Source organism: Leucobacter denitrificans (assembly GCF_014396385.1).
GTDB lineage: Bacteria > Actinomycetota > Actinomycetes > Actinomycetales > Microbacteriaceae > Leucobacter > Leucobacter denitrificans.
The window spans coordinates 120,432-139,441 of sequence record NZ_CP060716.1 but is presented as its reverse complement, the minus strand read 5'-3'; the positions used below and the strand labels follow the sequence as shown (position 1 = coordinate 139,441).

Here is a 19,010-nt window from a genome sequence, read left to right as displayed (position 1 = left end):
CGGTTAGGGTGAAAGCATGCTCGAAGTGTCGCCCGAAGAGTTTGAGTCGATGGTTTCCGATGGCCTCGACTCGCTCTCTGATGAAATGCTCGAACACCTCGATAATGTCATTTTCCTCATCGAGGATCGTCCGGAGGATGGCAGTGACATTCTTGGGGTGTACGAGGGGTTTTCGCTTGCCGAGCGCGATACGTATGGTTATGGGGAGGAACCGGATCGCATCACGCTCTTCCGAGAGAATCTGCTTGAGCACTGTGAAGATGTTGACGAGCTTTCTCGCGAGATTCGCATTACGCTCGTGCATGAGGTGGGGCACTTTTTGGGAATTGATGAGGCACGCATTCACGAATTGGGGTGGGGATGATGGGTGCAGACGAGTCAGGTACGAAGCGCAGCCCGAGCACAGATGGCTCGCTCGCAGTCGCACCGCAGCTTCCGTGGCGGGTGATTGTGTGGGACGATCCAGTAAATCTCATGTCGTACGTGAGTTACGTGTTCCGCACGCATTTCGGGTTCACGGTTGAGCGTGCAGACGAGTTGATGCTTCGGGTGCATAACTTTGGTCGTGCTGTGGTTGCTGAGGGGTCGCGGGAGGCAATGGAACTGCACGTGGAGGCGATGCACGAGTACGGTTTGTGGGCGACGGTCGAACGGGAGGATGCACAGTGAGGCTACAACCGGCAGACGGCGGCGTGGAGATTCTCTTCGATTCCGAAGAGGCTGGCATGCTCGATCAGCTTGTTCGTCAGCTCATCATGCTCATGGAGAGCCACAGCACGACGGCGCTCGATCCCGATCCACTATTCGCGAGCCTGGAGGTGGGTGGCTCTGATGTCGCCCCCGATGACCCTGCGCTCGCGCGATTGTTTCCCGACGCGTTTGAAGATGCGGCCGATGCGACCGCGTTCCGAAGGGTCACCGAACAGGGCCTCATTAATCGCAAGCTGCAAGACGCTATGCAAGTGATCGGCGACCTCGATTGGTCACTTCCAAACAGCACGTCGATGACCGAGACTGCGGTGAACATAACGGAGGCCTCGTTTCCTGCCTGGGCTCGTACGGTAACTGCTGTTCGGCTTGCGATCGCAGCTCGCATCGGTCTCGAGAGCGAAGAAGATCACGAGCGCCTCATCGATGAGGAGCAGACACGCGGCACCGTGCTCGTGTTTGATTGGCTCGCTTCCCTGCTCGATGCGATACTCGCGCTCGGTGCGGCGAGTAAGAACGAGGGTGCGACGGGTCTCTAGCCCGGGTCTTGTAGTGAGCGTGGATCGACCACCTCGTCACGCCCACCGAGTAGGCGCGCCGAAGTGAGCCCCGAGGCCCCGAACTTCTCACGAACCTCATCGACTGCGGAGTCGACCGCCTGCCACTGCTCGTCTTCATTCCACAGCGAATTCGATCCACTGCCCGCGTCAACAAGTTGTTCGGCCCGCACACCGATGAGCCGCACGGGGCGCATCGCCCTGTCTGCGGGCGCAAGCGATTCGAACAACTCGCGCGCCGTCGAGTACACCCGTTGCGTGGTGTTTGTCGGCTCAGGCAACGTTCGCGACCGCGTGAACGTCTCGAACGTGTCCCAACGCACTTTGATCGCGATGGTTCGCGCTTCGATTGCGGCGTCGCGCAGACGCTCCGAGGTGCGCGTCGAGAGCCGCAACAGCTCGCGCTCAATCATTGTCCGATCGGTGATGTCCGTCGCGAACGTCTCTTCGTGGCCAATACTCTTCTCGATCCGCGTCGTTTCTACCCCGCGTGAATCGCGACCGTTCGCGAGCTCGTGCAGCTTTTCGGCCGAGGCATTTCCGACGATGCGCCGAAGCGAGTCGAGTGGCTCCCGCGCGAGATCTGCAACGGTGTGGATCGCGCGAGATTTCAGCGCTCGCTCAGTCGCGGCCCCAACTCCCCACATCGCCCCAATCGGAAGCGGGTGGAGGAATTCGAGCGTTCGTGCGGGTGGAATCTCGAGTATGCCATCGGGCTTTGCGCGCTGTGATGCAAGCTTCGCAATGAACTTAGTGCCTGCGAGCCCGACGGATGCCGGAAGCCCAGTTTCGTCTCGTACCCGCGCTCTCAGCTGCCTCGCAATGTCAATCGGGCTACCAAAGAGCCTGAGCGAACCAGCGACGTCAAGAAATGCCTCGTCGATGCTGAGCGGCTCAACAAGTGGGGTGAACTCGCGAAAGATCTCCATAATTTTTCGCGACGCGACCCGATATTTCTCGAACACCGGTGTGACAAGCACGAGTTGCGGGCACAGTTGCTTCGCTCGGGCGACTGGCATGGCGGATCGCACACCGAAACGCCTCGCCTCATAGCTCGCGCTCGAGACCACTGAACGCTGCGTGTCGTGTGCAGCGGCAACCGGAAGGCCAACGAGTTCTGGGCGGTCAAGCAGTTCAACGGAGACAAAGAATGAGTCCATGTCAACGTGCAGAATCGACGCTTCTCTCCGCATTCCGTTCGCCACCACTCCATTGCACCACATGGCAGTGCCTACCGCCCGATTGTCACAGCAAGACGATAGCGTAGAACCAGCACAACTCACGGGAACAGGTGATGCGCATGGCGAACAAACAACCTATCCACGAACGGGTCGCGTCGCTCGTAGACCGGCCTCAAGCAGATGTACTCATCGTGGGCGGCGGCATCAACGGCATAGCGACATTCCGAGAACTCGCACTGCTCGGCGTCGACGTTGCACTTATCGATGCCGCTGACTTTGTCTCCGGGGCGTCGTCAGCGTCGAGCCACATGGTGCACGGCGGTGTGCGGTACCTCGAGAATGGCGAATTCAGGCTCGTCAAAGAGGCGGTGCAAGAGCGCAATCGCCTGATCCGCAATGCGCCGCACTATGTCAGGCCTCTTCAGACGACAATTCCCATCTTCTCGACTTTCTCTGGCATCCTCACGGCACCTCTCAGGCTGCTCATTACGCACGGCCGCGGCAAGTCTCGCGAGCGAGGCGCGCTGCTCATAAAGACCGGCCTCATGATTTACGACACGTTCTCACGTGCTGGCGGCAGGGTGCCCCGTCACCGCTTCCACGGTCGAGAGAAATCGCTCAAGCTTTTGCCCCGACTGAACCCAGAGATCAAATACACGGCAACATATTTCGACGCGTCCATGCACGATCCAGAACGACTTGCGCTCGACGTCTTGTACGACGGTCTCGCTGCTGGCGCAACAGAAGCCAACGGCCCGGCCACGGTGTCGAGCGAGCAGACCGCGCGCGCCGCGAACTATGTGTCACTTGTCGGGTTCGAGAACGGCAAGGCTCGCTTGCGCGACAACAAGCGCGGCGAGGAGTTCGAGTTCGGTGCACGGGTCATTGTGAATGTCAGTGGCAAAGAGACCGATCTCACGAATGAGGCGCTCGGCAGGCCAACCAATTACATGGGTGGTACTAAGGGCTCGCACATTGTGCTCGATCACCCAGAACTCTTTGACGCTACAGGCGGCCGCGAGATCTTCTTCGAGCACTCAGACGGCCGCATCGTGCTCGTCTACCCGTTGAAAGACCGCGTGATGATCGGCACTACAGATATCAACGTCGATCCACGCGAGGTCTCGGTGTGCACCGACGACGAGATCGAGTATTTCCTCGACCTCGTAAAGCACGTCTTTCCGTCGATACCGGTCTCGCGCGACCAGATTGTTTTCACATTCTCAGGGGTACGGCCGCTCCCCCGCCACGATGACACGCTTCCCGGGTTCGTCTCGCGCGACTACCGCATCGAGCACGGGTGGCTCGACGACGTGCGCACACTCAGCCTGGTCGGCGGAAAATGGACCACATTCCGCGCACTCGCAGAGCACCTCGGTAATGAGACGCTCGCGCTACTTGGCTGGCCAACTAGTCGCATCGCGCGTCGCACCCAGACGCGGGCGCTGCCAATTGGGGGCGCGATTGGGTTCCCCACGAGTCGCGCCGCGAAGAAATTGTGGATCGCGAGAAACGGTGCGGGCCACAGCCGCGAAGTCGTCGAACAACTTCTCAAGCGATACGGCACCAAAGCTGCTGCGATGCTCGCAGTTCTCCCGAAGATGCCTCGTGAGCTCACACTTACCCCCGGGTATTTCGCTGAAGAGCTGGAGTTTCTCGCGCGTCACGAAGATGTGCGTCACCTCGATGACCTGCTCCTTCGACGCACATCTGTCGCGTTCTGCGGCGGTATGACACATGAGTCGCTCGTCGAGATTGCCTCAGCGATCGCTTCCACTATGGGCTGGGATGCGGCAGCTCAGACACAAGAAATAGCCCGAACGACGCAACTGCTCGCAGATCGCCATCGCGTGGTGCTCGGCGAACCGGGTGTTAGCAAGATTCAGGAGCAGTAATGGGAAACTACATTCTCGCGATCGACCAGGGCACCACATCAACCCGCGCGATCGTCTTTGACCGAGGCGGAAGGCTCATCGCCACGGGCCAGCGTGAACACACACAGCACATGCCACAGGCGGGCTGGGTAGAGCACAATGCGACAGAAATTTGGAAGCACACCCAGGAAGTGATCGGCACCGCTCTCGGCCGTGCCAAGCTCAATGAGAGCGACATCGAGGCAGTCGGCATCACCAATCAGCGCGAGACAACCGTGGTGTGGAATCGCGAGACCGGTGAGCCGATCTACAATGCGATTGTCTGGCAAGACACGCGAACGCAGAGCATTGTGGATCAGCTCGCAGCAGAATCCGAGCTCGGAGCCGAACGATTCAAGGCGAAGACTGGGCTGCCGCTCGCGAGCTATTTTTCGGCCTCCAAAATCGCCTGGATCCTCGAGAACGTTGAGGGCGCCAGGGAAGAAGCCGAGGCCGGAAAACTCGCCTTTGGCACCACGGATACGTGGGTACTCTGGAACCTCACCGGCGGAGTAAACGGCGGCATTCACACCACTGACGTCACGAACGCATCGCGTACCATGCTCATGGATCTCAAGACGCTCACATGGGACGACGAGTTGCTCGGCGCATTTGGCGTACCTCGTTCGATGCTCCCCGAGATCCGCTCGTCATCTGAGGTGTACGGCACCGCGCACGAAACGTCGCTACTCCGCGGCACCCCTATTGCAGGGATCTTGGGCGATCAGCAGGCAGCGACGTTCGGGCAGGCTGCGTTTAACGCCGGGGACTCAAAAAACACCTACGGTACTGGTTGTTTTCTCATCTTCCAGACCGGTGAAGACATTGTGCACTCCGCCAACGGCTTGCTCACCACAGTGAGCTACAAACTTGGAGACGAACCCGCCCACTACGCACTCGAAGGCTCGATCGCAGTTGCGGGTTCACTGGTGCAATGGTTGCGTGACCAAATTGGACTCATCGCTTCTGCCACTGAGGTCGAAAAACTCGCCGCTTCGGTTGATGACAACGGCGGCGTGTATCTCGTTCCTGCGTTCTCTGGCCTCTTTGCACCGTACTGGCGGCCCGACGCGCGCGGCGCACTGGTTGGGCTCACAAGATACTCGAATCGCGGACACATTGCGCGCGCAGCACTTGAGGCAGTTGCGTACCAAACCCGCGACGTACTGGATGCGGTCAATGCCGACGTGGCAGCCGCCAACGGTGCGCCGCTCACCGAACTCCGCGTTGACGGTGGCATGGTGGCGAACGACACACTCATGCAGTTTCAAGCCGACATGCTCAATACCTCGGTCGTGCGCCCGGCTGTAACCGAGACAACGGCGCTCGGTGCGGCGTATGCAGCTGGTCTCGCCGTTGGTTTCTGGTCGGGGCTCGACGAGCTCCGCGAAAATTGGCGCGAAGATCAACGATGGGAGCCGTCAATCAACCCTGGTGAGCGAGATCGCTTACTCAGGCAGTGGCACAAGGCTGTCACGAAGTCGATGGACTGGGTCGACGACGACGTGCGCTAACGGGTGGCCAGACTTTAGTCAGATAAGAGGGGGTACAGCGGGTTGTGGCCCGCTGCGATCCGCTCATGCTCGCTCACCGGCCCAGGTGCCGTGCCATCACCGAATGGCGAACCGCCGAGCCTCTCTCGATCGTGTGGATCGAGCCAATTGCCAAGGTCAGGGCCCGACGGAACAATTTGCGTCGGGTTCACATCTTCGTGAGTGATGTAATAGTGCTGCTTGATCTGCACGAAGTCGATCGTGTCTCCAAAACCTGGAGTCTGAAACAGGTCGCGAGCGTAGCCCCAAAGGTTCTCCATCTCAGCGAGCTTGTTTCGATTCGTCTTGAAGTGGCCGTGATACACGGGATCGAAGCGTGCGAGCGTGGTGAAGAGTCGCACGTCAGCCTCGGTGATGGTTGCGCCCATGAGGTAACGGTGCTTTGAGAGCCGCTCCTCGAGCCAGTCAAAGGCCTCCCAGAGCCTCGCGTAGGCCGTCTCATAAGCATCTTGGCTTCCCGCAAAACCGCAGCGGTACACACCATTGTTTACCTCGGTGAATACTCGCTTAATCACGGGCCACATATCGTCAAGCGTGCTCTCCGGGAGAAGGTTTGGCGCCCCTTCTCGGTGATACTCGCGCCACTCGGTCGAAAAGTCGAGCGTGATCTGAGGGTAGTCGTTGGTCACCACTCCCCCCGTAGGAATATCTACGATCGCGGGAACTGTGATTCCACGAGGATAGCCGGGAAAGCGAGTGAAATAGTTTTCTTGGAGACGCTCGGTTCCTAGTATCGGATCGACACCGCCTTCGTCGAGGTCGAACGTCCACGAGCGCACGTCGTGCACTGGACCGGGGCGTCCGAGCGATATCACGTCTTCGAGCCCTAGGAGCCGTCTCACGATGACGGTGCGATTTGCCCACGGGCAAGCATTTGCGGCAACGAGCCGATACCGTCCCGGCTCTACTGGCCACGCCTCCGCACCATCGCTCAAACCGTAACCAAGAGATCCGATACTTGACTGCGGAGGGGCAGGAAGTTGTTTTACAGCCTCAGGATCTCGAACTATGCGGTCCTCGATGTAGTTCGTATCTCGCGTGAACTCAGCGCCACCCGTAACATAAGCACCTTTTGTGGAAAATTGCTGCTCGCTCTTACCCATGTGGCGAGTCTACGCGTTCGTGCGGGGGTGGGTTGCCCCGCCCCTGCACGAACGCGAATATGTGAACCGCCTAAACGCTGGCGCGCTCGAGCACCAGCTCTCGAACACGTGCCGCGTCTGCCTGGCCTCGCATCGCTTTCATGACCGAACCGATAATCGCACCGGCGGCCTGAACCTTGCCCGAGCGAATCTTTTCGAGCACGTCTGGCTGCTGCGCGAGTGCGGCATCTACGGCCTCAATGAGTGCGCCGTCGTCTGACACGATCGCGAGTCCACGAGCATCGACGATCTCCTGGGCAGAACCCTCGCCATCAATGATGCCTTGGATGACCTGTCGAGCCAGCTTGTCGTTGAGTGTGCCAGCATCGACGAGAGCGACGAGCTCGACAATCTGCGATGGTGTGATGAGGTCGGATGGTGTTGCTGATCGTTCGTTCGCGATGCGTGCAATCTCGCCAGTCCACCACTTACGTGCGGTCTGCGCTGGAACTCCCGCAGCGACCGTGGCTTCGATATCGTTCACAAGACCGCCGTTTACAACGTCGCGGAACTCGAGCGCTGAGAAGCCCCACTCCTCGCGAAGGCGACGGCGACGAAGCGTCGGGTGCTCTGGAAGCGCAGCCCGCAATTCCTCAACGAGGTCGCGTGATGGCGTGAGCGGAGCAAGGTCTGGCTCCGGGAAGTACCGGTAATCGTCTGCGTCACTCTTTGGACGACCTGGCGAGGTCTCGCCCGTGTCCTCGTGCCAGTGGCGGGTCTCCTGCGTGATCGATCCACCTTCAGAGAGAATCTGGGCCTGGCGCTGGATCTCGAAGCGCACCGCGCGTTCGATGGAACGCAGTGAGTTCACGTTCTTCGTCTCAGTGCGAGTGCCCAGCACGCTCATTCCAGCCTCTTCGTTGCCACGTAGGCGCAATGATACGTTCGCGTCGCAGCGAATGTTTCCTCGCTCCATCCGTGCATCCGAGATACCTAGGGATACTACGAGATCACGAATCGTCGAAACGTAGGCCGAAGCAATTTCAGGGGTGTCAGCTTCGCCGCCGAAAATCGGTCGTGTCACGATCTCTACGAGGGGCACACCCGCACGGTTGTAATCAACGAGCGAATACTCTGCACCCTGGATGCGCCCCGTGGAGCCACCAACGTGATTCAGCTTGCCCGCATCTTCTTCCATGTGAGCGCGTTCAATCGGCACATGCACCACACGTCCCGATTCGAGTTCAATTTCTACTGAACCGTCGTGTGCGATCGGATCGTCGTACTGCGAAATCTGGTAATTCTTGCCCATATCGGGGTAGAAATAATTCTTGCGCGCGAACCCTGAAACCTCGGCAATTTCGCAACCGAGTGCGAGTCCGAGACTGATCGAGTAGCGAACCGCCTGCTCATTGAGCACCGGGAGCGAGCCCGGAAGCCCAAGACACACAGGCGCGAGGTTCGTGTTCGGCTCAGAACCGAAGATGTTCGGCGCGGGCGAGAACATCTTGGTCTTCGTATTGAGCTCCACGTGAACCTCGAGCCCAATGACGGGTTCGAACAGTTCGAGCGCCCGCTCAAAGTCCATGAGCTTTGTCTTTGCCATTATGCGCCCGCCTTTCCGGCTGCAGTGAGTGATGGAGCTTGAGCCCAGAACGGAGTACCGTCTCGTTCAGTGACGAGGGTCTCAATCGCTGCGCCAGCACGGTACAACCGGGCGTCTTCGAACGCTGGCGCCATGAGCTGGAGCCCAACTGGTAGCCCATCTTCAGCTGCCGTTCCCACCGGCAGGCTCAGGCCTGGAATACCCGCGAGGTTCGCCGGAATCGTGGTCGCGTCATTGAGGTAGTCCTGCATCGGGTTACCGCGGTGTGCACCAAGCTGCCACGCAGTTGTTGGTGCTGTCGGTGATGCAATCACATCGACCTGCGCAAAGGCACTCGCAAAGTCACGCTGGATGAGCGTGCGAACTTTTTGAGCACTGCCGTAGTAGGCGTCGTAGTAGCCCGCTGAAAGCGCGTAAGTGCCCAGAATAATTCTGCGCTTTACCTCAGCGCCAAAGCCGGCTTCTCGGGTCGCACTCATGACACCCTCGATGGTGCCGCCACCTTCCGGTTCCACCCGCAACCCAAAGCGAACCGAATCATACTTTGCAAGATTGCTCGACGCTTCAGAAGGAAGGATGAGGTAATACGCTGCTACCGCGTACTCGAAGTGAGGTGCGTCGATCTCGATAATCTCAGCCCCCTGTTCCGACATCAAAGCAAGAGTCTCTTCGAATCGTGCTTTAACACCTGGCTGAACGCCATCAAGCATGAGCTGTTTCACGACTCCAACTCGCAGCCCCCTGAGTGACTCCGGGTTTGCCCCACCGCGCGCGGCAGCCACCATTGATGGCCACTCGTGAGCGAGCGAAGTTGAATCGTGCGGATCGTGACCTGCGATCACGTCGTGCAGAAGTGCGGTATCGAGCACAGTGCGCGCGCACGGCCCGATCTGGTCAAGGGACGAAGCAAGTGCGATCGCGCCGTAGCGACTGACCCCACCATAGGTTGGCTTCGCACCAACTGTGCCCGTGAGTGCAGCGGGCTGGCGAATCGAGCCACCTGTGTCAGAACCCAGTGCAAGCGGTGCTTCGAAAGCGCTTACGGCAGCAGCCGAGCCACCTCCTGAGCCTCCGGGAACTCGGTCAAGTGCCCACGGGTTGCGCGTCGGACCGTATGCAGAGTTCTCCGTGGAGGACCCCATCGCAAACTCGTCCATGTTTGTCTTGCCGATAGAGATGAGACCGGCTGCACGGGCCTTCGCGACCGAAGTGGCGTCGAATGGTGAGCGGTACCCCTCGAGCATCTTTGATCCCGAGGTCGACGGCATATCGGTTGTGACCAACACGTCTTTCACTGCGAGAGGAACTCCCGCGAGTTCGCCAAGCTCCTCACCCGCAGCTCGTCTCGCATCAATTGCGCGCGCGGCTTCGAGCGACACCTCCTCATTTGTAGCAAGAAACGCATTGAGATCACCGTCAACGGCAGCAATACGGTCGAGATGAGCGCGTGTCGCCTCTTCGGCGGACACGTCACCTGCCTGGAGCTTTGCGGCGAGGTCTGCAGCGGTGAGCTGAATTAGTTCATTCATGTGTATTCCCTACTGCTCTTCACCCAAGATCGATGAGACCCGGAACATGCCGTCGGCAGCCGCGGGAGCGTTCTGCAACGCCTCTTCGCGCGAAAGAACGTCAGACACGACGTCTTCGCGCGTGACGTTGCTTAGCGGGATCGGGTGGCTCGTCGCAGGAACATCAGGTGTCGCGACTTCGCTCACCTTTGCGATATTCGTAAGTATCGATCCGAGTTCGCTCGTGAGCGTCTCAATCTCGGTGTCGGTGAGTGCAATCCTGGCAAGCCCGGCGAGGTGTTCCACGGTAGACGTAGTGATCTCGCTCGGGGCCGCATGATTCTCTGGCATGCTGCTCCATCAGAAGAAGTCGGGTTCGAACCTGTCCATCCTACCGAGTGGAGATGAAGACCCGGTTGGATGAGCAAATTGACCGAAAATTACTGTTCCACACGTGAGCCGTCGCGATTCCAAAGCCCCGAGCACCCACGCCTATGACTCGACACTAGGTGTACGTCAACGACCCCGAGCGCACACATAAGTGCGTACATTGTCGTTGGTCCAACGAATCGAAACCCACGATGTTTGAGATCTTTTGCCAGCGCCACTGACTCGTCAGATGCGCTCGGCACCTCGCTGTCTTCAGTTGGCGTTGGAGAAGATTCTGGCATGTAGCTCCAAACGACTTCGGCGAGAGACTGACCCTTCGCTTGCATTTCAATGAGCGCGCGGGCGTTAGAAATCGTTGCCTCAATCTTGAGCCGGTTTCGTATGATGCCAGGGTCTGCGAGCAGTCTGTTTACATCTGCTTCGTCGTACTGGGCGATGGGTACGGGATCGAAGTCATGAAATGCCGCACGAAAGGCGTCACGCTTGCGCAAGATCGTCAGCCAAGAGAGGCCTGACTGGAACGCCTCAAGCGTCAGCCTTTCAAAGACGCCCTGATCATCACGCACGGGCATGCCCCACTCGCGATCGTAATACTCAGTGAGTAGTGGATCTTGAAGCGCCCATGAGCTTCGAACAAGTGTTGATGCAGCACCAGTTGACACGATTGGTTATTCCTTTCGTGGCGCGCGTCCCCCTCCGAGTCGCCGTTTTCCTTGAGTGAACATCGTTCAGAATAGCGAAGATAGGGAAATCACAAGTGCGAAATCACTCATCTGTGGATAACTCCCGCAAACCGCTCGGTCCCTGAGTCACGAGAACAGCAAACTGTTCGGCGTTCAGCACGGGAATACCAAGTTCCTCTGCCTTCGTCAGCTTCGATCCTGCACCCGGACCCGCTGCAACGTAATCCGTCTTCTTAGACACGCTCGATGCGGCCTTTCCGCCCGCCTGAATGATCGCTTCCTTGGCCCCATCACGCGTGAATCCCTCAAGCGTTCCCGTGGCCACCACGGTGAGGCCCGCCAACACGCCATCAACAGATCGCGCTGCCCCAGGGCCTGGGTGACCCGGGGTCGACCATTGCACGCCGGCGGTCGCCCACTGATCCACAATTTCGACGTGCCAATCGACCGTAAACCACTCTGAGAGCGACTCGGCGATGATGCCGCCGACCCCCTCAACCTCAGAAAGCTCCTCGACACTCGCCGCACGTATGGCTTCAAGCGAGCCAAACCATTCGGCGAGTGCCCGGGCGGCAACGGGACCCACATGGCGAATATTCAGGGCGACCAGCAGTCGCCACAGCGGCTTCGTCTTTGCCTTATCGAGCTCGGCAATAAAGGTCTCCGCATCCTTAGACGCGCTCCCATCCTTTCTCCGAAAGTAGGGATGACGCAGGAGCAGATCCTCGGTGAGAGAGAATAGCCCCGCCTCTGTAACAAGCAGTGGCTCATCATCCCCCTGTGGCTGCGTTAACGCGGCAGCCGTCACCTCCCCGAGCACTTCGATATCGAGGCCGCCACGCGAACCAATGTGCTCGACGCGCCCCCGAACCTGAGCGGGGCACGCACGAGCATTCGGGCACCGGAGGTCGATGTCGCCCTCTTTCATCGCACGCAGCTCAGTGCCACACTCGGGGCAGTGATCTGGCATGATCCACTCACGTTCGCTGCCGTCACGCCGCTCGATGACCGCACCGAGAATCTCGGGGATAACGTCGCCCGCCTTGCGAAGCACGACGGTGTCGCCGATCATTACGCCCTTTGCACGAACGACGTCTTGATTGTGAAGTGTTGCCTGGCTCACCGTTGACCCCGCAACGTGCACTGGCTCCATGACCGCATAAGGTGTCGCCCGACCAGTACGCCCAACACCGATTCGAATATCGAGCAGTTTCGTGTGAACCTCTTCTGGAGGGTACTTGTAAGCAATCGCCCAACGCGGTGCCCGGCTAGTCACCCCCAGCTCATCGTGCATCGATAGATCGTTAACCTTCACCACGATTCCATCGATCTCATGCTCGAAATCATGACGGCGCTCGCCGCAGTCTTCGATAAATTGCACCACCTCGTCGACCGTATCGAATACGCGAGAGTGCGGCGACACAGGAAGGCCCCAAGACTTCAGAAGGTCATACGCATCTGATTGGTTGGAAAACGCCGGGGAATCCCACGCGCCGATACCGTGCATGTACATCGAGAGTCTGCCGAGTCTAGACCGCATAAGCGCAAGGTCTGCGTCGTTTTTCTTCTCAGCCCGCTGCCGCAAACTTCCGGCGGCAGTATTGCGGGCATTCGCAAACTCGGGATACTTCACAGTGATGTTTTCTTCGGCTACTCCTCGCGCGCGCTGAGCCTCCGCGTGCGCAGCCTGTAATTCGTGCTGCCGCTCATTCAACGCCTCAAAGTCTTCGGTGCAAAGAAACACCTCTCCTCGAGCCTCAAAGAACTCTGGAATATCATCCCCGTTGAGACTGGTTGGAATCACCGGGATGAACTGCACATTCTCCGTGATGTCCTCGCCGACCCGCCCGTCGCCGCGGGTGGTTGCGGTCTCAAGTTTTCCATCTCGGTAAGCAAGATTGATTGCGAGCCCATCTATCTTGAGCTCGGAGAGCCAACGAACATCAGTGCCGACAGATGCTTTCGTCTTTTCAGCCCATTCGCGAAACTCGTCAATCGAAAACACGTTATCGAGACTGAGCATTCGCTCCGCGTGTTCGTGCTCTGGAAACCCCGCTGAGACGACTGCAGCACCGACCTCCTGAGTCGGGCTGTCTTGGCCTGCTAGCTCTGGATGTTCGCGCTCGATCGCCTCAAGCCGCCGAAATAGCGCGTCGTACTCGGCATCTGAGACGAGGCTGACGCCCTCAGAGTGGTAGGCGAGGCGGTATCGCTCGATCTCTGCTGTGAGGCGTTCGGACTCTTCGCGCGCTCGTTCGAAATCGCTGAAGTTCTCAGATGATTCAGTCACCGCTCCAGTCTACGAGCGCAACGCGAAGTTACTACGCCGCCTGAGCAGAATCTGCCGGAATAGCGCGGTCAATCGTGAACTGCCCCAGTACGCGAGTGCCGATATAGAGCACTGCGGTTTGCCCAGGCGCGACACCGAGCAGAGGTTCGGCCTGGTCGAGTGCGACATCGACCACGACCTCGTGGGTTGCACCCACCCTGTGCTGCTCGGTGCGCTCAGATTCGCGGATCGGCACGAGCGAAGCATACGCAGGCACTGGCTCAGCATGAGCTCGAATTTGCACGTCACACGCAAACCGCTCTGCGAGGTCAATTCCTGGGTCGCCCGCCCAACTGAACCTGCCCCCCGCAATGCGCGAGACAGCAAGGTGTTCCTTCGGTCCAACAATTACCTGGTTTGAAACCGGGCGGATCGAAAGCACGTACCTCGGGTTACCATCTGGCGCTGGCACCCCAAGCTGAAGCCCCCTACGCTGACCGATTGTGTAACCGTGCGCGCCATCGTGACGACCGACAGTTGAACCAGACTCATCGAGAATGTCGCCTGGCTCTCGTTTCACGTGTTCAGAAAGCCAACCGCGGGTGTCACCATCGGGAATAAAGCAGATGTCGTGGCTGTCGGGCTTATGAGAAATCTGAATTCCTCGATCCGCCGCCTCTTCGCGAATGAGCGCCTTCGAGGGCGTGTCACCGAGCGGGAAGTAGCAATACTTGAGCTGCTCTGCCGTCAGCACCCCGAGCACATATGACTGGTCTTTCGCCCAGGCGCTCGCCCGATGCAGTTCTGGCCCGTTGGGGCTATCGATGAGCGAAGCATAATGACCGGTTGCAACCGCATCGAACCCGAGCGCGACTGCCTTATCGAGGAGCGCCGCAAACTTGATCTTCTCGTTGCATCGCATGCACGGGTTCGGAGTGCGACCAGCCTCGTATTCGGCGATGAAGTCATCAACCACATCTGCCTTGAACCGCTCGCTGAAATCCCACACATAGAAAGGAATGTCGAGCAAGTTTGCGACCCGCCTGGCGTCCATCGCATCTTCGACCGTGCAGCATCCACGCGAACCCGTGCGGAGCGTGCCCGGCATTCGGCTCAACGCAAGATGAACTCCAACAACATCGTGTCCAGCCTCGACTGCGCGGGCCGCGGCAACCGCCGAATCCACCCCACCACTCATCGCCGCCAGAATCTTCACCCAAGCAGTCTAGGCGCTCATCAGAGATTATGCATTCTGAGTTTGAGGATCAGCACAAAAGGTTGAGGCTAACTCAAGCCAGCAGCACGCGCACGCTGCAATGCGGCAGGGAGTGCAGTAAGCAGCGCGTCAATGTCAGCAGCGGTGCTCGCCGAACCAAGTGTGAAACGGAGCGCTCCCGCAGCTTCCTGCTCCGGCACTCCCATGGCAAGAAGCACGTGTGAGATTGTTGCCACCCCGGCGCGGCACGCGGACCCCACAGATGCAGAAACCCCGGTCGCATCGAGTAAATACACCAGGGAATCACCCTGACAACCCGGAAACGTGAAGTGTGCATTTCCTACTAAGCGTGATTCAAGCGGATCCGCTCCGCGGAGTTGCGCCTCTGGATCCACTGCCCGAACACCCTCGATGAGACGGTCTCGGAGCAATCGGAGATGTTCGATGTGTGCTGACTTCGGTTGTTGTGAACCCGGTTCAATGATCTCGTCGAGTGCAGCGGCGAATGACACCGCACCGGCAACATCCTGCGTACCCGAACGGCCGCGCTGCTGCGATCCACCATGAAATAGCGAGTCAATAACCTGGTCTCGGGCCACGACAAGTGCCCCAACGCCGACCGCTCCCCCGATTTTGTGCGCAGACACACTCATGAGCGATGCGCCCGTCGCCGCGAAGTCTAGGGGCACCTGCCCGAGCGCCGCAACCGCGTCAAGATGCACAGGGATACCGGCGTCGCGTGCGATCGAGCACAGCTCAGACACCGGTTGCACCGTGCCCACCTCGTTGTTTGCCCAAAGGAACGACAGCAACGCCACACGGTCAGCCCCAGCCGACGCAATCGCTGCCTCGAGCGTCTCGGGCTGCAGCACTCCCACCTCATCTATCGGCAGCCACACCACTTCTGCACCTTGCGCATCACGCAACCACTCAGCGGCCTCGATTGTCGCGTGGTGTTCACCATCGGCTACGAGAATGACAGGCCGACTGGCGCCTCGCTGCCGCGCCCAATACACGCCCTTGAGCGCGAGATTGATCGATTCCGTACCCCCGCCAGTAAATACCAACTCGGCCGAGTCACACCCGAGCGACTGCGCCACTCGTTCGCGTGCCGCCTCAAGCAATTCACTCGCGTGCTGACCATTGCCATGCGTCGATGCGGGGTTGCCAACCGTGCGAAGCGCACCAACATACTTCGAAAGCACAGACTCGCTCATCGGCGAAGTCGCCGCGTGATCGAGGTACGATCTCACTTCCATTGCTGGCCTAATACAGCAGGTTTGCGAGTCGTCCTCGCGCAGCGATGACTCGCGAATCGCTTACTCCCACGACTTCGAAGAGCTCGAGCAAACGTGTGCGAATAGTGGATCGGTCGTCGGTGCCGCTCGCCGAGAAAAGGTCGAGCAGCCTGAGAAAGGCGTCTTCGATGTGACCGCCCGAGAGGTCTAGGTCAGCAACGAGCATCTGTGCGTCAAGATCATCGGGGCGCTCGGCAGCAGCGGTGCGGATCTCGTCGACAGTGAGACCCTGGAGCCTATGCAAGAGGCGCACCTGTGCGAGCGCCGCCTTTGCCTGTGCATCGGCTGGCGCCTTCTGCAGTACCGCTTCCCACTCTTTCACCGCCGTTGCGTAATCGCCCCGCTCAGCCGCCTCAACCGCCGGAACATGGGCTGCGGGTATCTGCGGTTCGGCGGGCGCCTCAGGCGCATCCTCACCAGGCGCAAGATCTGGCGCGTTAACCTTGCCCGTCACACCATTCTGCGCAGCAAGCTGCACGAGCTGTCCGAAGAATTCTCGTACCTGTTCCTCCGCAAGTGCCCCCTCAAAGAGAGGCACTGGTCGGCCGCCGATCAGTGCAATCACTGTCGGTACGGACCGTGCCTGAAATGCCTGAGCTAGACCCGGATTCGAGTCAGCATCGACTCTCCCGAGCAGTACACGGCCGCCAAACTCCCGCGTAATCTTCAGCAGAATCGGGCTCAGCGATTTCGATGCCTCGCTCTGTGCGGACCAGATATCAAAGACAACCGGAACGACCTGCGAGAGTTGGGCAATCTGCTCAAAGTTTTGCTCTCCGGCCTCGATTGCAATCGAAGGAACGTCAACGACCTGCCCGCCGCCCGGTTGGGTAGGCGTGGGAGCGCTTCCTTCAGGTGCCCCCTGCGCCTGCTGTGTGCGCTGCACGAGATGACTGAGGTCGACTCCTCCACCCGGAATGTGTGGCATTACTCCCGCCATTACTTACTTCCCCGCTCCAACCAATTCGCTCGTAACTCCGAGCAACTGAATCTGTGTTCCGTCTTGTTTACTCGGCACGAAGAACAGCAACTGATGCGCAACTTCTCGCACGATCCGATCCTGCTGACCTTCAAGCCCAGAGAGTGCGGTCACCGCGCCTTCAGCGCGCGGCTTGAACCTTCCCCCATCAGAGTCAATCACTTGCGACTCAATAACGGTAGTCGCGACGAGAGCACCACCCGCGCCAGTAGAGAGGCTTGTGATTGGGTTCTCGCCCTGTGTCACTGTCACCGAGTACTTCTGCGGGGTCTCATCCGCTTCTGCCTTCGCTTGAGACTGAGCTACCCACGCCTGCCCGTAATTTTCAATGAGTGGATCATTGCTGAGGTCAAACAGCGCTGCTTCCTCAACATCGGGGCCGCCTTGGAGTACTGCCGCATACGAAGCTCCCACTTCACCGGGTTGCAATGCGAGCCCAGAGATATCGTCGGAAAGCACCGCGGTGCCTTCTTCTGCGGGTGCCGCCTGTGGCATCTCAATTCCGCCGCGAAGCGAAATAATTCGACTCACCTGATAGTTCTCTTGTGCGATCCGCTGCGTGAGAATGAGGGCTAGTGAGGGCGCCTCGCCCACATTTCCCTCTTCATCTGTCTTCGCTTCCGAGGCAACCGTGATGAAAAGGGTGCGTGGCCACGACTCAGTGCTCTGCACAAGCTGGTACTGCAGAAGGTCATCGGTAATTACCGCAGGCGTCGAGCCGTAATCAGAAACCGCATTACGAATCTTGTAATTTGCCGTTCGCTGAGTGAGCGCGTCACCCGAGAACCTCTCAGCAATCGCACGCGCGTCCAAATCTTTATCACCGACCGCAGCAGCAATTGCCACACGGTCGATGATGGTTTGGATTTGTGCTTCGTTTACCGGCACAGTCGCAAGGTTACCCTCAACCGGCTCATTCGTGGCTTCAACTCCCTCGGGTTCGGGCGAAAAGTCTGGCCAATATTCGGCAGAACATCCCGAGACCATAAGCGTTGCTGAAAGCCCAAGAGCTGCGCAGATGAGCGAAAGTCGACTTGAACGCCGTGACTTATTCCGCATGCTTATCCCCCTTTGTATCTGTCTCATCGGCCGCTGAGCCACCCTCGTCCTCCACGACTATTTCTTCCGTGGTTCCGCCTGGCGCATCTGCACCTGTTTCGTCTACGGACTCCAGGATGATCTCGCCGGTATCACCTGTGACGGTTCCCGTATCAGGAATCTCGGACTCTTCGATCCGCCCTGTCGGCAGTTCGGGGGCGCTGGATCGGACACCCTGCTTTGGCGCCTCTGGAGCGGGCGAGTCTGCCCCTCGCCGCCGCATACCACCCACGACGTTTTGCACGCCAATGAGCGGTCCTCTGCGCCCGCGGCGTGGTCCGAGTGCACGCTTGTCTCGATCAAAAGCAATGAGATAGAGCACGGCCCCGAGCAGCGCAAATGCTCCGCCAGCTGCGAGCAGTGGCCCAGCCCACGGCGTATTGCGCTCTTGAACCCAAGCGATTGATGTACCGGAAGGGATCGGGTCTTCACCGTTGCCCGAGATCAGTATGGATTGATTCTCGGTCAGGGAAACGGGAAGCCGGAACACCCCGTTCTCCCCACTTCGAGAATCGAGCCACAAGTCGCTCCCCCGCGGGTCGAGCGGCACGACTGCACCTTCGTCGTCAACTTCCAACAGGTCAGTTGTCGGAACTTCTGCTCTGATCTGGATGCTTGAGGTTGGTTTCTCCGTAGGATCCACTTCGATTTGCTGATAACCGAAGGGGGCGAGCCAGCCAGCAATATCGCGCGTCTTAGCGACGGCGGCAAATGCTGCCTCACCGCGCATCAATATATTCGCTTGTCCCGGCACCTTCGAAAGCTGCTCGCCATCGACAACTGCATACATCGTCTCATCTTCAAACGTGACGGTATGCACGATCTCCACAGGGCCTGCAAGAAATGTGCGCTGCCCTATTCCGAGGAGCAACAACACCCCTGAAATGGCCAACGCCGCAATGGCAAGCACATATCTCACGAGGTTCCTCCCGCTTTTCAGTCAGTGGATGCGCGGGTGCGCAAAAAGTA

General features: G+C 59.0%; 17 protein-coding genes. 5 read left to right on the top strand and 12 right to left on the bottom strand.

The features are described from left to right. Positions 1 to 16 precede the first annotated feature (16 nt). From H9L06_RS00640 to H9L06_RS00630, 3 genes are read left to right on the top strand one after another with little or no spacing between them, the layout of a single operon-like run. A complete protein-coding gene (locus H9L06_RS00640) occupies positions 17 to 364 on the top strand; it encodes a metallopeptidase family protein (protein WP_187555403.1) in 348 nt (115 codons plus the stop codon). Next, entirely contained in the window at positions 361 to 669 is a 309-nt protein-coding gene (gene clpS, locus H9L06_RS00635) for an ATP-dependent Clp protease adapter ClpS (RefSeq protein WP_382336561.1), read from the top strand. Before H9L06_RS00640 ends, clpS begins: the two co-directional genes overlap by 4 nt. Further along, on the top strand, positions 666 to 1,247 hold the full coding sequence (locus tag H9L06_RS00630) for a DUF2017 family protein (protein ID WP_187555402.1): 582 nt from the start codon (positions 666 to 668) through the stop codon (positions 1,245 to 1,247). The genes clpS and H9L06_RS00630 overlap by 4 nt, the downstream gene beginning before the upstream one ends. Here H9L06_RS00630 and dinB read toward each other — a convergent pair. Then, positions 1,244 to 2,488, bottom strand: a complete 1,245-nt coding sequence (dinB, locus tag H9L06_RS00625) for a DNA polymerase IV (RefSeq protein ID WP_246454420.1) — start codon at positions 2,486 to 2,488, stop codon at positions 1,244 to 1,246. The two genes, H9L06_RS00630 and dinB, sit on opposite strands and share 4 nt — an antisense overlap. Before the next feature lie 77 nt (positions 2,489 to 2,565). Here dinB and H9L06_RS00620 point away from each other — a divergent pair, with 77 nt between their 5' ends. Beyond that, positions 2,566 to 4,341, top strand: coding sequence for a glycerol-3-phosphate dehydrogenase/oxidase (locus H9L06_RS00620; protein ID WP_187555401.1), 1,776 nt, complete (start codon positions 2,566 to 2,568; stop codon positions 4,339 to 4,341). Further along, complete coding sequence (glpK, locus tag H9L06_RS00615) at positions 4,341 to 5,873, top strand: glycerol kinase GlpK (RefSeq protein WP_187555400.1); 1,533 nt, start codon at positions 4,341 to 4,343, stop codon at positions 5,871 to 5,873. The genes H9L06_RS00620 and glpK overlap by 1 nt, the downstream gene beginning before the upstream one ends. Positions 5,874 to 5,887: 14 nt before the next feature. Here glpK and H9L06_RS00610 read toward each other — a convergent pair whose 3' ends face one another. The 11 genes from H9L06_RS00610 to H9L06_RS00560 all read right to left on the bottom strand — a co-directional run bounded on the left by H9L06_RS00610 (position 5,888) and on the right by H9L06_RS00560 (position 18,960). Continuing rightward, complete coding sequence (locus H9L06_RS00610; protein ID WP_187555399.1) at positions 5,888 to 7,015, bottom strand: glutathione S-transferase C-terminal domain-containing protein; 1,128 nt, start codon at positions 7,013 to 7,015, stop codon at positions 5,888 to 5,890. A 70-nt stretch (positions 7,016 to 7,085) separates the two neighbouring features. After that, positions 7,086 to 8,600 (bottom strand): Asp-tRNA(Asn)/Glu-tRNA(Gln) amidotransferase subunit GatB, encoded by a 1,515-nt coding sequence (gene gatB / locus H9L06_RS00605; RefSeq protein ID WP_187555398.1) that lies wholly within the window; start codon positions 8,598 to 8,600, stop codon positions 7,086 to 7,088. Further along, on the bottom strand, positions 8,600 to 10,129 hold the full coding sequence (gatA, locus tag H9L06_RS00600; RefSeq protein ID WP_187555397.1) for an Asp-tRNA(Asn)/Glu-tRNA(Gln) amidotransferase subunit GatA: 1,530 nt from the start codon (positions 10,127 to 10,129) through the stop codon (positions 8,600 to 8,602). The genes gatB and gatA overlap by 1 nt, the downstream gene beginning before the upstream one ends. 9 nt (positions 10,130 to 10,138) lie before the next feature. After that, a complete protein-coding gene (gene gatC, locus H9L06_RS00595; protein WP_187555396.1) occupies positions 10,139 to 10,459 on the bottom strand; it encodes an Asp-tRNA(Asn)/Glu-tRNA(Gln) amidotransferase subunit GatC in 321 nt (106 codons plus the stop codon). A gap of 89 nt (positions 10,460 to 10,548) precedes the next feature. Continuing rightward, complete coding sequence (locus tag H9L06_RS00590; protein ID WP_246454419.1) at positions 10,549 to 11,160, bottom strand: DNA-3-methyladenine glycosylase I; 612 nt, start codon at positions 11,158 to 11,160, stop codon at positions 10,549 to 10,551. Between the two features lie 103 nt (positions 11,161 to 11,263). Beyond that, positions 11,264 to 13,471 (bottom strand): NAD-dependent DNA ligase LigA, encoded by a 2,208-nt coding sequence (gene ligA, locus H9L06_RS00585; RefSeq protein WP_187555395.1) that lies wholly within the window; start codon positions 13,469 to 13,471, stop codon positions 11,264 to 11,266. A 31-nt stretch (positions 13,472 to 13,502) separates the two neighbouring features. Beyond that, positions 13,503 to 14,666 (bottom strand): tRNA 2-thiouridine(34) synthase MnmA, encoded by a 1,164-nt coding sequence (gene mnmA, locus H9L06_RS00580; RefSeq protein WP_246454418.1) that lies wholly within the window; start codon positions 14,664 to 14,666, stop codon positions 13,503 to 13,505. A 68-nt stretch (positions 14,667 to 14,734) separates the two neighbouring features. Then, entirely contained in the window at positions 14,735 to 15,919 is a 1,185-nt protein-coding gene (locus tag H9L06_RS00575) for a cysteine desulfurase family protein (RefSeq protein WP_187556256.1), read from the bottom strand. 13 nt (positions 15,920 to 15,932) lie between these two features. Then, complete coding sequence (locus tag H9L06_RS00570; RefSeq protein WP_246454417.1) at positions 15,933 to 16,892, bottom strand: tetratricopeptide repeat protein; 960 nt, start codon at positions 16,890 to 16,892, stop codon at positions 15,933 to 15,935. Positions 16,893 to 16,907: 15 nt separating this feature from the next. Further along, positions 16,908 to 18,002, bottom strand: a complete 1,095-nt coding sequence (locus H9L06_RS00565) for a DUF8094 domain-containing protein (RefSeq protein WP_187555393.1) — start codon at positions 18,000 to 18,002, stop codon at positions 16,908 to 16,910. Further along, entirely contained in the window at positions 17,992 to 18,960 is a 969-nt protein-coding gene (locus H9L06_RS00560; RefSeq protein ID WP_187555392.1) for a hypothetical protein, read from the bottom strand. The genes H9L06_RS00565 and H9L06_RS00560 overlap by 11 nt, the downstream gene beginning before the upstream one ends. Positions 18,961 to 19,010 lie beyond the last annotated feature (50 nt).

Bases quoted from the DNA above. Each gene is read 5' to 3' on its own strand.
- clpS (WP_382336561.1), top strand. From the start codon at position 361: ATGATGGGTGCAGACGAGTCAGGTACGAAGCGCAGCCCGAGCACAGAT.
- H9L06_RS00610 (WP_187555399.1), bottom strand. From the start codon at position 7,015: ATGGGTAAGAGCGAGCAGCAATTTTCCACAAAAGGTGCTTATGTTACG.
- gatC (WP_187555396.1), bottom strand. From the start codon at position 10,459: ATGCCAGAGAATCATGCGGCCCCGAGCGAGATCACTACGTCTACCGTG.
- H9L06_RS00570 (WP_246454417.1), bottom strand. From the start codon at position 16,892: ATGCCACACATTCCGGGTGGAGGAGTCGACCTCAGTCATCTCGTGCAG.
- H9L06_RS00640 (WP_187555403.1), top strand. From the start codon at position 17: ATGCTCGAAGTGTCGCCCGAAGAGTTTGAGTCGATGGTTTCCGATGGC.
- H9L06_RS00620 (WP_187555401.1), top strand. From the start codon at position 2,566: ATGGCGAACAAACAACCTATCCACGAACGGGTCGCGTCGCTCGTAGAC.
- gatB (WP_187555398.1), bottom strand. From the start codon at position 8,600: ATGGCAAAGACAAAGCTCATGGACTTTGAGCGGGCGCTCGAACTGTTC.
- gatA (WP_187555397.1), bottom strand. From the start codon at position 10,129: ATGAATGAACTAATTCAGCTCACCGCTGCAGACCTCGCCGCAAAGCTC.
- dinB (WP_246454420.1), bottom strand. From the start codon at position 2,488: ATGTGGTGCAATGGAGTGGTGGCGAACGGAATGCGGAGAGAAGCGTCG.
- H9L06_RS00565 (WP_187555393.1), bottom strand. From the start codon at position 18,002: ATGCGGAATAAGTCACGGCGTTCAAGTCGACTTTCGCTCATCTGCGCA.
- glpK (WP_187555400.1), top strand. From the start codon at position 4,341: ATGGGAAACTACATTCTCGCGATCGACCAGGGCACCACATCAACCCGC.